The 14,169-nt window shown below is 71.3% G+C and carries 11 protein-coding genes; 3 read left to right on the top strand and 8 right to left on the bottom strand.

Annotated features, from left to right (window positions below):
* Nucleotides 1–22: 22 nt before the first annotated feature.
* The 6 genes from ACZ7L6_RS07925 to ACZ7L6_RS07900 all read right to left on the bottom strand — a co-directional run bounded on the left by ACZ7L6_RS07925 (nucleotide 23) and on the right by ACZ7L6_RS07900 (nucleotide 7,623).
* Nucleotides 23–1,135, bottom strand: a complete 1,113-nt coding sequence (locus ACZ7L6_RS07925; protein WP_471921115.1) for a cupin domain-containing protein — start codon at nucleotides 1,133–1,135, stop codon at nucleotides 23–25.
* A complete protein-coding gene (locus tag ACZ7L6_RS07920; RefSeq protein WP_471921114.1) occupies nucleotides 1,132–2,172 on the bottom strand; it encodes a carbon-nitrogen hydrolase family protein in 1,041 nt (346 codons plus the stop codon). Before ACZ7L6_RS07920 ends, ACZ7L6_RS07925 begins: the two co-directional genes overlap by 4 nt.
* Nucleotides 2,173–2,185: 13 nt before the next feature.
* Nucleotides 2,186–4,576: a bifunctional salicylyl-CoA 5-hydroxylase/oxidoreductase gene (locus ACZ7L6_RS07915; RefSeq protein ID WP_471921113.1), complete on the bottom strand. Its 2,391-nt coding sequence runs from the start codon at nucleotides 4,574–4,576 to the stop codon at nucleotides 2,186–2,188.
* A 97-nt stretch (nucleotides 4,577–4,673) separates the two neighbouring features.
* Nucleotides 4,674–5,168, bottom strand: a complete 495-nt coding sequence (locus ACZ7L6_RS07910) for an acyl-CoA thioesterase (protein WP_471921112.1) — start codon at nucleotides 5,166–5,168, stop codon at nucleotides 4,674–4,676.
* A 96-nt stretch (nucleotides 5,169–5,264) separates the two neighbouring features.
* A complete protein-coding gene (locus tag ACZ7L6_RS07905) occupies nucleotides 5,265–6,881 on the bottom strand; it encodes a benzoate-CoA ligase family protein (RefSeq protein ID WP_471921111.1) in 1,617 nt (538 codons plus the stop codon).
* A gap of 124 nt (nucleotides 6,882–7,005) precedes the next feature.
* Nucleotides 7,006–7,623 carry an ATP-binding protein gene (locus tag ACZ7L6_RS07900; protein WP_471921110.1) on the bottom strand — a complete coding sequence of 206 codons (618 nt, stop codon included), beginning with the start codon at nucleotides 7,621–7,623 and terminating at the stop codon, nucleotides 7,006–7,008.
* Nucleotides 7,624–7,780: 157 nt separating this feature from the next.
* Between ACZ7L6_RS07900 and ACZ7L6_RS07895 the strand changes: the two genes are divergently transcribed.
* Nucleotides 7,781–8,746, top strand: a complete 966-nt coding sequence (locus tag ACZ7L6_RS07895; protein WP_471921109.1) for an alpha/beta hydrolase fold domain-containing protein — start codon at nucleotides 7,781–7,783, stop codon at nucleotides 8,744–8,746.
* A 165-nt stretch (nucleotides 8,747–8,911) separates the two neighbouring features.
* Complete coding sequence (locus tag ACZ7L6_RS07890; RefSeq protein WP_471921108.1) at nucleotides 8,912–9,655, top strand: phosphatase PAP2 family protein; 744 nt, start codon at nucleotides 8,912–8,914, stop codon at nucleotides 9,653–9,655.
* Here ACZ7L6_RS07890 and ACZ7L6_RS07885 read toward each other — a convergent pair.
* Complete coding sequence (locus ACZ7L6_RS07885; protein ID WP_471921107.1) at nucleotides 9,643–10,650, bottom strand: LacI family DNA-binding transcriptional regulator; 1,008 nt, start codon at nucleotides 10,648–10,650, stop codon at nucleotides 9,643–9,645. The genes ACZ7L6_RS07890 and ACZ7L6_RS07885 overlap by 13 nt on opposite strands.
* A 112-nt stretch (nucleotides 10,651–10,762) precedes the next feature.
* On the opposite strand from ACZ7L6_RS07885, the gene ACZ7L6_RS07880 reads away from it, so the two are divergent.
* Entirely contained in the window at nucleotides 10,763–12,130 is a 1,368-nt protein-coding gene (locus ACZ7L6_RS07880) for a cytochrome P450 family protein (protein WP_471921106.1), read from the top strand.
* 89 nt (nucleotides 12,131–12,219) lie between these two features.
* Here ACZ7L6_RS07880 and ACZ7L6_RS07875 read toward each other — a convergent pair whose 3' ends face one another.
* A complete protein-coding gene (locus ACZ7L6_RS07875; protein WP_471921105.1) occupies nucleotides 12,220–14,094 on the bottom strand; it encodes a glycoside hydrolase family 3 protein in 1,875 nt (624 codons plus the stop codon).
* Nucleotides 14,095–14,169: the final 75 nt, after the last annotated feature.

Here is a 14,169-nt window from a genome sequence, read left to right as displayed (position 1 = left end):
GCGGTTCCGGCGCGGCGGCGGTTCAGGCGGTGGGCTGGTGCCCGCCGTTGTCGGTGTATGCCTCTTCGCGGTGGAAGCCGAGGGAGCGCATCACGGGGAAGTCGTTGAAGGAGAAGAGGCAGGCGTCCTCGCCCTGGTCGAGGTTCACGTGCTCGTGCCAGGCCCAGGAGGGGACGCAGAAGATGTCGCCCTGCTGCCAGTCGTAGCGCCGGCCGGCGATGACCGAGTAACCCCGGCCCTTTGCCGCCGTGTAGAGGACCGAGCCGGTGTGGCGGTGGGCCTGGGTGGCCTGGCCCGGCCGCAGCAGCTGCATGTGGGCGCCCATGGTGGGCATCACGGAGTCCCCGGTCATGGGGTTCGTGTACTCGGCGATGACGCCGTCGTACGGGGAGCCTTCCGTGGCCTTTGCGAGGTTGCACAGGGAGGCGTAGGTCGGCTCCCAGGGGTAGGCGAGCAGCGGCGAATAGGGCCGGGTCCACTTCTGCGCGCCGCAGGGAAGCAGGTTGGCGCCGTAGGTGAGGACGGAGGAGTTGATCACTTTGCCGGGCTTCTGGTGGAGCTCCGGGTGCACCTCGTAGAAGCCCGCGTCCAGGGCGTTGACCAGGGGGATGTCGAGGCCGTCCTGCCAGATGACGGGGGCGTCGTCCGACTCGTTGCCGTGTTCGTGCCAGGTGCCGTTGGGGGTGATGGCGAAATCCCGGGGACCTACCTTGAGCTTCTGGCCGTCCACGATGGTCCAGGCGCCGGTGCCCTCGTGCACGAAGCGCAGGGCGGCGGCCTGGTGGCGGTGGGCGGTCATGGACTCCCCCGGCCCCATGATCTGCAGGCCGGTGTAGAGCAGGCCGACGGCGGCGCTGACGTCCCTGCGCTCCGGGTTGACGAGCATCACGACGCGACGGCCGGCGTCGTCGGCCTTGACCAGGTCGAGCGCCTTGCGGACCAGGGGGCGCAGGGTCTCGTAGCGCCACAGAACGGGCACGGACTTCGGCTGCGGGTACCACGGCTCGATGTCGTTGGCGACGGTCCAGAGCGCTCCGGCTTCCAGTTCGGCGAGTTCGCCGTAGTAGGCGGTGAGTTCAGGGGTGTCGGACACACGGGCCCGGCCGAGCCGGTTGTCGTCGTACTCGGTGGTCATGACTCCTCCTTCGTGGGGGCGGCCTCGGGGACGCAGTCGGTGGCGAGCGGGGTGGCGACGGTCTGCTGGGCCGGATCGGCCGCGAAGGCGAGGGGGGTGCGCGGGGTGTTGTCGACGTGCAGGCGGAAGATGTCGAAACGGTTGTAGTGGCCCACGATGTCGTGCATCTGCTTGGGCTGGATGCACCTGGCCAGGTCGATCTCGCCGTAGACGATTCCCTCGTCGTCGATGAGCGGCTCGGTGACGGGACGGCCGTCGGGTCCGAAGACGCCGGACAGTGCGCTGCGCCGGCGGGCGAGCATCCGGCGCACGTCCTCGTCGTCGCCGGCGACGGTGTCCACGATCTCCGCGGAGATCGTGGAGCAGGCTACGACGGAGAAGACCTTGCCCTCGAAGCTGTGGGCGGCGGTACGCACGGCGATGGCGTCCGCCATGTCGTAGTCCTCCGGCGCGACCGGCAGCGCGATGTAGCTCGCCGCGTGGACGAGCTCGCCCTGGGCGAGCAGGGTGAAACGCGCCAGGGTGTTGGTGTTCTCACCGCACGCCAGCGCGCCGAGCCGCCCGACGGGGGTGTGGTGGACCTTGAGGGAGCTGCCGTCGCCGCCCGTCCAGGTCAGCTTCTCCGCCCAGGTGGGGACGAGTTTGCGGTGCACGCCGAGGAGTTCGCCGTCCGCCCCGATGGTGAGCAGGGTGTTGTAGAGGACGCCGAGGCTGTGCGGGCTGCGTTCGTTGACGCCGATGACCACGACGACGTTGTGCTGACGGGCCGCCGCGCGCAGGGCGTCCACGTGTGGTCCGGGGACGTCGACCGAGGCCCGCCACAGCCGCTCGAACCACGGTCCTCCCTGGACCGGGTTCATGGTCCAGTTCCAGTACGGGTAGCCGGGGACGAACACCTCGGGGAAGACGACCAGTTCGGCGCCCTGGGCGGCCGCCTCCGCGAGGAGCGCGACGGCCTTGTCCACGGTGGCCGCCGGGTCCAGGTAGACGGGTGAGGACTGAACGGCGGCGGCCTTGAAGCGGGGCAGATGCGTCATCTGTTCCTCCATGTCAGACAGCCGCTGCCGCGGCGGCGGGCGACTCGGGCCGCGGAAGCCATCGCTGGTGCACGGGTAGGGGAAGGTCCCGCAGCAGCTTCAGGCGGGGCGGTACGCGGTCGGTGCGAGCGCCCGGTGGTCTGCCGCGGCCCGCCTGCCATGACGCGGGCCAGGGGGCCGCGGGGCCCGTGTACTCCTGGGCGGCAGCGGCATGCAGAGTCCAGAGCGGGTCGTGCAGTTGGGCACGGCCGACGGCGCACAGGTCGGCCCGGCCGGCCAGGATGAGGGAGTTGACGTCGTCGTACGTCGATATGGCGCCCACCGCGATGACGGGTATGCCGGTGGTGTTGCGGATCAGGTCGGCGTGCGGCGTCTGGTAGCTGCGCCCGTACCGGGGCCGCTCGTGGGCGACGACCTCACCGGTGGAGACATCGATCGCGTCCGCTCCGGCGTCCGCCAGGGCACGGCAGATCTCGACCACGTCGGATGCGCTGACACCTCCGTCCGCCCAGTCGTCCGCCGAGATCCGTACGATGAGCGCCTTGCCGGAGGGCCACACGGCGCGGACCGCGCGGAGCACGTCCAGGGGGAAACGCAGCCGGTTGGCGAGGCTGCCGCCGTAGGAGTCGGTCCGCGCGTTGGTCAGCGGCGACAGGAAGCCCGACATCAAGTGGCCGTGGGCGTACTGCAGTTCCAGTGCGTCGAAGCCCGCCCGGTCGGCGCGGCGGGCCGCGGTGACGAAGTCGTGTGTGATCGTCTCCATGTCCTGGCGGGTGGCTTCGCGGGGTGTCGCGCTCGCCTCGTCCCAGGGCAGGGCGGACGCGGCGACCAGGGGCCATCCGTCGGCGCCGAGAGGGGCGCACCGGCCGTCCGCTCGTGGCGTGCTGGTCGCGGCTCGGCGTCCGGCGTGCGTCAGCTGAATGCCGAGGCAGGTGTCCGACTGCCGGTGGACGAAGTCGGTGATCCGGCGCCAGGCCGCTTCCTGTTCGTCGGTGTACAGGCCCGGACAGCCGAGTGTGGCCCGCCCGTCGGCACTGACGGCGGTCATGCCGGCGACGACCAGACCGGAGCCGCCCAGCGCCTGTGTGCTCAGATGCACGAGGTCGAAGTCCCCCGGCACACCGTCCCGCGCGGAGTACAGCGCGATCGGCGGTACGACCACGCGATTGCGCAGGCGCAGACCGCCCACCTGGACGGGCCGGAACATGGGAGGTGCGGTGGCAGCGGCCTGTCCACCGATCGCCGAGCGGTCCGCGTGCCAGGTGTCCACCGCGTCGGTGAACGCCTCGTCGCGTACCCGCAGGTTGTCGTAGGTGACCCGCCGGCTGCGGGTGAGCAGGTTGAACGCGAACTGGAGAGGTTCCTGCCCGGTGTAGCGGCCGACGTTCTCGAACCATTCGAGGCTGGCCTGGGCGGCCCGCTGCGTGGACTCGACGACCGGCTTGCGTTCGGCCTCGTACGCGGCGAGCGCGCTGGGCACATCGGCGTGCTCGTGGAGGCAGGCCGTCAGGGCGAGCGCGTCCTCCATGGCGAGCTTGGTGCCGGAGCCGATCGAGAAGTGCGCGGTGTGGGCGGCGTCCCCGAGGAGCACCACGTTCTCGTGGCGCCAGGTCCTGTTCCGCACGGTGGTGAAGCGGATCCACTTCGAGCTGTTGGGGATGAGCCGGTGGCCGTCGAGGTGGTCGGCGAGGATCTCCTCGCACAACCGGATGCTGTCCTCGTCGCTCGTCCCGGGCGGATACTCACGGGCGGCGAACGCGTCGAACCCCGCGCGCCGCCACGCGTCCTCGTCGATCTCGACGATGAAGGTGCTGCGGGTGGCGTCGAACGGATACGCGTGCACCTGAAGGGTGCCGAAGTCCCGCTCGGCGACGATGAAGGTGAACGCCTCGAACACCTTGTCCGTGGCGAGCCACATGTAGCGGCAGTGCCGTTCGTCGAGGTCGGGCACAAAGGTGCCGGCGTACGCGCTCCGTGTCGCCGACCGTACGCCGTCGCTCGCCACCACCAGGTCGTACCCGGCGGCGAGTTCGGCGGCGGGAGGGGCCTGCGTGCGGTAGCGGACGTCCACGTCCAGTGCCGCACACCGTTCCTGAAGGATCTGCAGCAGGCGCTTGCGGCCCAGGGCGGCGAACCCGTGGCCGCCCGACGTGAGGACCTGGCCCTTGTAGCGGACGTCGATGTCGCTCCAGCGGGCGAACTCGGCCGACATGGCCTCGTGGATCTCCGGGTCGGCCTGCGCGACGCCGTCGAGGGTCTCGTCGGAGAACACGACGCCGAATCCGAAGGTGTCGTCCGCCGCGTTGCGCTCCCACACGGTGATCTCCCAGTGCGGGGAGAGCTGCTTGGCCAGGGCCGCGAAGTACAGCCCGCCAGGCCCTCCGCCGATGACTGCTACGCGCACGGCGTCCTCCTTGTGGTTCGAGGAAGAACGTATGTCGTAATTCCTGCGCTCGTCAAGAAAACTCTATACATGCTGATGGCTCGCATGGATCGCCGACTCAGGCCAGGACTTCGGGGGCCTGCGGACCCGCCTTGGTCAGGAGGTCGCGCACCTGGTCCGGCCACGGCGTGGCGCCGCCCGCACGCGCGGCGGAGTGGGCGATCGTCATCCGCCCGGCGGCCGCCTCCGTGTCACCACTGCCGCGCACCGTGAAGGCGTAGTGCAGGGATGCGGTCCCGACCTTGGTGACCCGCAGTTCGACGCGGACCAGGTCCCCGAACCACAGCCGCGCGCGGTAGTCGGCCTCGAAGTGGACGCGTGGCGTGCTGCCGAAGAGGTGATCCAGGCCGAGGCGCCGCAGCAGGACGGCCTCGGCCGCCTCCACCCAGCGCACGACGGTGGAGTGGTGGTAGTGACCCGCGGCGTCGGTGTCGGGCCACTCGACGCGCCGCTCGATGACGACGCTGGGCAGGTTCGTCTCACCTGCTCCCCCGGATCCACCGGCGCGGGCGCCGGCGGTCGAGGTCGCCCCTGCGGGGCTGGATGTGTCCATGGGGGTGCCTTTCGTCCGGCGATCAGGCCGGCGCAGTGCGGGAGATGAGGCCGGGGCGGGCGAGGAGAAGCACTCTTCGTCACGGCCGCGGAGGTACTAGCCGACGGCCCGTCGGCGCAGGGCGCTGCGCTGGAGCTTTCCGGTGCTCGTGCGCGGCAGTTCGGTGACGAACTCGATGGCGCGCGGGTACTTGTAGGGCGCGATGGTCCGCTTGACGTGGTTCTGGAGTTCCTTGACGGTCACGTCGTCGGCCGCGACGCCCTCGCGCAGCACCACGTACGCCTTGACGACCATGCCGCGCTTGTCGTCGGGCGCGCCGACGACACCGCAGTCCGCCACGTGGGGGTGGGCGAGGAGGGCCTTCTCGACCTCGGGTCCGGCGATGTTGTAGCCGGAGGAGACGATCATGTCGTCGCTGCGGGCCACGTACCAGAAGTAGCCGTCGCGGTCGCGTATGTAGGTGTCGCCGGTGATGTTCCAGCCGTTCCTGACGTACGTCGTCTGACGCGGGTCGTCGAGGTAACGGCACCCGGTGGGGCCGGTGACGGCGAGGAGCCCGGGCTGCCCGTCGGGAACGGGTGCCCCGGTCTCGTCGACGACCATCGCGCGGTAGCCGGGGACGGGCCTGCCCGTGGATCCGGGGCGGATGTCGTCGTCGGCGGCGGAGATGAAGACGTGAAGCATCTCGGTCGCGCCGATGCCGTCGATGATGCGCAGTCCGGTCGCCGCGCGGAAGTCCTCCCATACCGGCGCCGGCAGCGCCTCCCCCGCGGACACGCACCGGCGCAGTCCCGCCAAGCGGTCCACGGCCCCGGCGGCCATGATCGCCCGGTACGCGGTGGGCGCGGTGAACAGGACCGTGACACCGTGCTCGGCGACGAGGTCGGCCAGCTTCTCGGGCGACGCCTGCTCGATCAGCAGCGTCGCCGCCCCGGAGTGAAGGGGGAAGACGACCAGGCCGCCGAGTCCGAAGGTGAAGGCGAGCGGCGGCGTCCCCGTGAACACGTCGTCCTGGCGGGGCTTGACGATGTGCCGGGAGAACGTGTCGGCGTTGGCGAGCACGTCCCGGTGGAAGTGCATCGTCGCCTTGGGTCGCCCCGTCGTACCGGAGGTGAAGGCGATCAGAGCGACATCGTCGGCGGCGGTGGCGACGTTCGCGAACGCGCCGGACTTGGCCGCGCAGCTGCGCGTCAGGTCGTCGTCACCTGGTCCGCCGTAGGGCACGACGACCAGGCCCGGCGTGTCGGCGGCCGCGAGTTCCTCGAGGTACCGGTGGTCGCACAGGGCGACGGCAGGGCGGCTGATGTCGTGCATTTGCGCCAGTTCCGAGGCGCGGAGCATCGGCATCGTCGTGACGGCGACACCTCCCGCCTTGAGGACACCGAACCAGGAGGCCACCAGCCAGGGGTTGTTGGGACCGCGCAACAGAACGCGGTTGCCGGGACGCAGCCCGAGGTCCTCGGTGAGCACCTGGGCAACCTGGTTGGCGTGCCGCAACAGGTCGCCGTAGGTCCAGCGGTCGGTGGGTGTCAGCAGACAGGGCCGGTCGGCTCCCCAGCGCTCGACGGCGTCGTCGAGCAGGCGGACAGCGCAGTTCAGGCGGTCGGGATAGCGCAACTCCGGCATGTCGAAGTGGAGTTCGGGCCAGAGGGAAACCGGTGGAAGCCGGTCACGGCAGAACGTGTCCGCATGGGCGGACAGGGAGAGCTCCATGGGGCGCACACCTCGGTCTCGGGGGCAGCGAAGGGAGTGCGGCAAGTATTGCGTCAAATTGACGGCCGTCAAGATGGCTCTACACAATTTCCCGCGACGAGCCGTTGCCCACAGCCCCGCCCACTCAGCGCGAACAGCCGCCGCGGACAGGAATGCGCGCCCGGACGACCTTCCCCAACCCCGCCCGGAAGGCGGCCACTTCACCCTCGGACTCGCGGATCAGCAGGCCCACGATCACAAGGCCCCGCCCGCTCTCCGCCTCCAGCGCCGGCCGGTCCGCATCCAAACCGATGCGCGGCAGGACAGGGTCCCCGTCGGCGACATCGAACTGCAGCCACTCTTCATCGAGCGCCAGCGTGATACACAGCCGACGGGTCACGGCACCGGCGTGACGGACGGCGTTGGAGACGAGCTCCGTGGCCACCAGCAGCAGGACATCCACCCGGCCCGGCTCCACTTCCCAGCCTTCGAGCGCGGACCGCAGGAACGCGCGCACCCGCGGGACCGCATCCGCCCTCGGCTTCACCGCCCAGCCGACCGAGGAGCAGTCGCGAGGCGGAGCGGAGGACATGGAGACCGTGTCCGGCGAGACACGAGCCGGCGGAACGGTGGACGAGATGGCGCTGATCATGAGGGACTCCCCGGTGAGGAAGGGCGGAAACGCCTCTGCTGATCCGTGGAACCTGACTCGTGCAACTTTCAGATCGCCGATCAGCTCAATGACCCGGCTGATGTCGTACACTGCGTCGCATCGGGTTCTGTTACACGTGTAACAGCCTAGAAGGCGCCCGGCGCGAGCACAAGGCAATTCGGACATCTGTCGAAAATTTCCTCAGCGTGCAGGTGGACCACGGCGCCCCGGCACCTGTTGCCATCACGCCCATCAGAAAGAGGCGGACATGACGCAATCACCTCCGGCATCCCCTTCCGTACAACCGCCCGTCGACCTCGACATGGGCTGGCCGCCGCCTCCCTTCCTCGCGCCGCCTCCCCCACTGGTCGCCCAGGACGGCGTGCGCCGCTTCGACGGACTCACCTACGCGTGCACCCCCGGGTTCCGGCCGCGCCTCCTGGACGCGCAGGTTCCGGTGTCCACCACGCCCGTACCGGGCGTGGTGTGGATCCACGGAGGCGGCTGGCTGGAGGGCGACCGGCGCTTCCCGCCGCCGACCGTGCCCGTCGAGCTGCTGCACGGCGCGGTCCTGGAGGCCGGCCTGGCCCTTGTGAGCATCGACTACCGGCACAGCCTGGAGGCGCCCTTCCCGGCGCAGCTGCACGACGTGAAGTCGGCCATCCGCTATGTGCGCCGGTTCGCCGACGACCTGGGCATCGACAAGGACCGGATCGGCGTCTGGGGAGAGTCCGCGGGAGGTCACCTGGCCGCCCTCGCCGGGCTCGTCCGAGCGGACGGGAGCGAGGAGGCGTCGGCGCTGGAGGGCACGGAGGGCGTGCGGGACGAGGACACCGGCGTGCGGGCGGTCGTCGACTGGTACGGAGTCTCGGACATCGGCCCGCTGCTCTCGCACGCGCTGCCGCCCGCACCGTCCGGTGCCGCGTACCCCAACCCGTTCACCGCGCTCCTCGGGGGCGCCCCCGACCAGCAGCCGGAGCTCGCCCGTGCCGCCAGCCCGCTCCACTACGTGGGCCGCGCCGCCGCTCCCGCATTCCTGCTGATCCACGGGACCGCCGACGGCCTCGTGCCGTACAGCCAGAGCGAAGTCCTCGCCGAGGCCCTCGAACGCGTCGGCGCCGACGTCACCCTACGGCCGGTGGAGGGCGCGGACCACATCTTCCTCGGCGCCCCGGACGTGACACCCATCGTCTCCGAGAGCGTCGCGTTCCTGGCCCGGCACCTCGCCGGCTGACCCAGCAGCCGCCGATCCGTGCGTGGGACGCCGTCACGCCGGCGTCCCACGCGCTTCCCGCTCGCGCACACCGTGTCCGCGCCCATCGCGTCCGGATCCCGCGCCGAGTCGGTCACCGCATCCGATCCCTGCTCACCGGCGGCACTCCACCGCCAGAGGAACCCCATGACCGGTACGTCCGCCGCCCCGCTCGGCGCTTCCGCTGCGACGCCGACGCGGCACCGCCCCCGCTCCCCCGCTCCCCCGCGCCCGGGAGTCCTCGCCCTCGGCGCGTTCTTCCTGCTCGTCACCGCCGCGCTGGCCGCAGTCGTCCTCGCCCACCCCTCGCGACCGGCATTCCAGAGCCTCGACGACATCTGGCTGCGCTGGACGGGTGGCCCGCACGACGGGCCGTACGCGGCTGTCGCCGCCGCCCTCGACTGGTTCGGCGGGCCGCTCGGTGTGGTGGTCCCCGTGGGGCTGCTGATCCACCTGGCGGTCGGCAGACGATGGCCGTCACTGGTCTGCCTGCTCACCACGTACGTCGTGGGCAACATGCTCGTCGTCCAGTCCCTCAAGCTCTGGGTGGACCGGCCGCGGCCCGACAACCCGCTGGTCCGCGTGGACCACGGTTCGTTCCCCTCCGGACATGTGGCGGGCACAGCGCTGCTCGTGGTGGTCGTGGGCGCCTTGTTCGTCCCGGCGGCACGGCGGCGGACGTGGTGGGCCGCCGGCGTCATGTTCACCGTGGCGATGATGTGGAGCCGTGCCTGGCTGCACGCGCACTGGCTCAGTGACACACTGGCCGGCGCCACCTCCGGGGCCGGTACCGCACTCCTGCTGTGGTGGGTCTTCACCCCCCTGCTCGGCCGTGAGCGCGACTCACGAGGGTGCGCGGCACCCGGCGCCATGTCGGGTCACGAGGACTGACGGTGCACCAGGACCGGCGTCATGCCCGGCACTTCGGGCGGCACCTCTCGGTCGACCAGTTCGTGCAGGGCGTCCGCGACGTGCGCGGTCCTGGGCAGGTCCAGTCGTACGGTCGTCAGCGGCGGCTGCTGGAAGGCCGACACCAGCAGGTCGTCGCAGCCGACCACGGAGACCTGCTCGGGGACGGAGATGCCCGCGGTGCGCAGCGCGTGCAGCAGCAGCGCCGCGTACTCGTCGTTGTAGGCGAAGACCCCGTCCAGGTTCAGTTCGGGCCAGCGCCTGGCGAGTTCGGCGGCCGACTCGTGTGTGTAGGACATCTCCACCGCCGTGACGGTGGCCGTGCTGCGGGAGGCGACGCTCTGGGCGCCGGCCAGGCGTGGCCGCGCGAAGGTGTCCAGGCCGCGCTCCCGCGGCATGATCACGCCGATCCCGCGTCGTCCGCGGGAGACGAGGTGTTCGGTGGCGAGGGCGCCGACGCGGGCGTGGTCGAAGTCGATCCTGTGGACGCCCTCGACATCCCGGGAGGCGAACGCCAGCACGCCCCGCACCCCGGCCCTGCCCAGGACGTCGGCCGCCTGACCGGTCAGGCTGTCACCGTCGAGGGCCACCACCGCCGCCGGGCGCAGCTCCGCCCAGGCCCGCGCGGCACTCACCGGGTTGGGGAAACGGCCGGCGTGCAGCACGGTGACGTACCCGTGGCGTTCCAGTTCGCTCTGCAGGTCGTCGATCCATGTACTGACCAGGCGCCCGACCGCCGAGACGGCCGCCGGCATGAGCACGAGGTTGCTCCGGCCCGCCCGCAGCGAGCGCGCGGCGGCATGCGGCACGTATCCCAGCTGTTCGGCCGCCGTCAGCACCCGCGCACGCGTGGTGTCGCTGACCCGGTGCGCCTGGGTGTTGTTGAGGACGAACGACACCGTTGCCCGCGACACCCCGGCCAGGCGCGCCACATCCGCGCTGGTGACGGCTGCCGGTGCCGTCGGCTCCTTGGCCATTCGGACCCCACTCTCGCTCACGCCCATCCGCTGACCTCCAGGTTACACGCGTTACCGAACCGTGCCCCGCACGCCCTCGGTGGCCCGCCTGGCCCCTGACCGAAGGAGTCCGATGGACCCGAAGAGCCATGACGATCCCGGGCCGGTGAGCCCGTGCCGGTCGGCCCTCACCCCGCTGTACGGCACCGCGGCGTGGCAGGACCCCGGCGCCCTGTACGAGCACCTGCGGCGTCACCGGGGCCCGGTCGCTCCCGTGGAGATCGCGCCGGGCGTCCCGGCCTGGCTCGTGCTGGGCCACCGGGAGGTGCTCGACGTCATCTGGAACGCACAGGACTTCTCCAGCGACCCGCGCCGCTGGAGGGCCGCCGTCCGCGGGCTGCTGCCCGATGAGGCACCCCTGCTCGCTCTTCTCGGGCCCCGCCCGGTGGCGTCCCGGCTCGACGGCGATGAGCATCGGCGGCATCGCCACGCCCTGTCCGCGGCCCTGCGCCAGATCGATCCGCAACGCCTCACTCGCATGGTGCGGCATCGAGCCACCGCTCTGGTGGACACCTGGTCGGCAGGAGGGTCGGCGGACCTCATGACCGCGTACGCCCGGCCTCTGGTGTGGGACGTCCTCACCCTTCTGCTGGGCTTGTCGCAGAACTCGGTCAGCACGCTCGACTCACTGACCCGGGCCGTCCTGCACGGCTCGCCCGAAGCGGCACAAGCCGAGGCGGAGCTGTCGCGCGCCATGCGGCGTCTGGTGGCCGAGCGGAGCGTGGCGCCGGGGCCGGACCTCGCGTCCTGGCTGGCCCAGGCCGGCCGGCTGACCGATGAGGAGATCGCTCACAATCTGGTGGCGCTGGTGCTGATCGGGGCGCAGAGCACGATGAGCTGGATCGGCAACGCGATGTGCTTGCTGTTCCGGCACGAAGGGCCGCTCCCCGCGACGGCCGGCGGAAATCTCGTGTTCTACGCGGTCGAGCACGCGCTGCGGGCCGCAGCGCCGATGCCGAACATCGCCGGCCGGTGGCCCACGGGCGACGTGACCCTCGCGGGATACCGGATACCCGCAGGTGACCTGGTCATCCCCAGCCTCGCCGCCGCCAACGCCGAGCTCGGTCCGCAGAGCACATCGCTGTCCCGGACGCGCGCCCACCTGGCCTGGGGCACCGGCGCGCACGGTTGCCCGGCCAAGGACGAGGCCCGAGTGATCGCGGAGACGGCGATCGAGGTGCTGGTGAACCGGATCCCCGACATCCAGCCGGCCCGGGCGGACGTGGCCCTGCGCCGGCGGCCGTCACCGTGGTGCGGAGCACCTGCCGAACTGCCGGTGGTCTTCTCCCCGTCCCTCGAGGCGGACTTCGGCCACGCGGGGGCGGCTCGGCCGGACGTGCTCGCGCTCATGAACACTCCGGAGAAGACGCGCTCCGACCCGGTGGTACGGGAGGCGCCGCCACAGCGCTGGAACTGGTGGCACTCGCTGGGCGGCTGGTGAATCTCCGTACCGGCGAACTGTGAATCTCCGTACCGGAAAAGGGGGACCGCCGGACCCGGCTGTGGTCCGGCGGTCCCCCTCGTTCCGGGTCAGTCGGTGGGCGGATCCAGGTCCAGCCCGTAACCGTAGGGGAAGAGCGGGTCTCCCGAATCGTTCGGCACATCCTCCTGACCGGCGGTGACCGCGTCCATCGTGCGGGCGAGTTCGAACGGAAGGCGCCCCTCGGCCGTCGCCCGGCCGAAGAGCACGTCCAGCAGAGCGGTGTCCGACGCGCCGTAGTCGGCCACGAGGGCCGCGGCCTTCTCCGCGATCTCCGGGATCACCGCGGGGCGGTCGAGGAAGACACCGAAGACGGTCGGCACGTTCCCGGCGGTCTCCAGGAGGGGCCGCACCTCCTCTTCGGTGAAGGCGAGCCGGCCCGCGCGGAAGAAGCTCTCGAACCCCTCGGTCCGCTCGTCGCACGGCGTGGCGATCCGTATCAGCGCGACATGGGCCTCCTCCGGGCTGTCGACCACGGTGGCGTACCGTCCTGCGGTCTCGCGGTCGACGCCCTGAACGTGCAGGCGGGTGCCGACCGGGAGGGGCAGCAGGGATGCGGACGCGTCGGCGGGGCGGTCCTTGAGCACCGTGACCGAGCGGCTCTGGGCAGCCCGGCCCTGCGCGGTGAACTCGTGGTTGCCGCAGAGGCGTTCGGCAGCCTCCGGGTCGACGTACGGGTCGTCGAAGAGCCCGAGCACGAACTTCTCGCGCAGCAGGCGGGCCACCGAGACGTCGAGACGTTCGACGGCGACGCGGCCACTGCGCACGAGTTCCAGGACGAGTTCGGGCGCGGCCTCTCCCCCGAGTTGGTCGGCTCCGGCGTCGAGGATGCGCTCCACGCGGGTGAGCCGGTCCAGGTCCTCCACGCCCCAGGCGCGCGCGGGGAAAGGGGCCCCGAAGATCCGGCTGTCGGTGACCAGGCCCCAGTCGGTGCAGACGATGCCGTCGAAGCCGTACTTCTCGCGGAGCAGGCCGGTGATGACACCCTTGTTGAAGCCGAAGCCCACCTCCTCGTAGGGCGTGCCGACCGGCATGGCGTAGTAGGGCGTGATCTGCGAGGTCCCCGCGGCGAAGGCGGCCTCGAAGGGGATCAGGTGGTAGTCGAAGTTGCCGCCGGGGTAGACCTGTTCGCGCCCGTAGGGAAAGTGGGCGTCCTCTCCGTTCAGCTGCGGGCCGGCGCCGGGGAAGTGCTTGGTCATGGCGGCCACGCTGTGCGGCCCCAGGGTCTCGCCCTGGAGGCCCTTGATGTACGCGGCGATCATGCGGGCCGCCACCTGCGCGTCGGAGCCGAAGGTGCCGAGGATGCGCGCCCAGCGGGGTTCGGTGGCGAGGTCGGCCATGGGGTGCAGGGCCACGCGGATGCCGACGGCCAGGTATTCGCGGCGGACGATGTCGGCGTACCGGTACACGAGTTCCTCGTCACCGATCGCGGCCAGGCCCGGCGGCTCCGGCCACAGGGAGAAGCCCTCGGTGTGCGCGCTCGCGGCCGGGTTGTCGACGAAGCCGTGGCGCGGGTCGGTGGAGAGGGTCACCGGAATGCCCAGCCGGGTCGTCGCGGCCAGGTCCTGGAGCCGGTTGTGCCACTCGGCCATCCGGCGCGGGGCCGCGGCACCGAAGAGGTTGAAGTGGTTCATGAGCTTGCCGGTCACCATGGCGGAGGTGGCGGCGCGCATCGGGTCGTCGTCGGGGGCGCCCGGCTCCGGCTCCACCAGCGAGCCGTCGGGATTGATCCCGATCATGGTGTGGAGGAGCAGGCCGGCCTTCTCCTCCAGGGTCATCCGGCCGAGCAGGTCGGCGACGCGCTCGTCGACGGACAGACGGGGGTTCTCGTAGGGCTCCATCACGCCGTTGCCGTTCAGGTCGCGGAAGACGGTGCCGTCGGGGGCGGTGAGGGTGCGCGGCCGGGCCGGCGCGGGCTGGGTCATGGGTTCTGTTCCGTTTCGTCGGCGGGGCGCCGGACGGTCGCCGGTCGCGGGCGGGTGGCTGCCCGCGACCGGTCG

The sequence above is a fragment of the Streptomyces sp. NPDC107522 genome (assembly GCF_055657525.1).
Note: the sequence above shows the minus strand (reverse complement) of the source record. Positions and strands in the feature narration are given on the sequence as shown.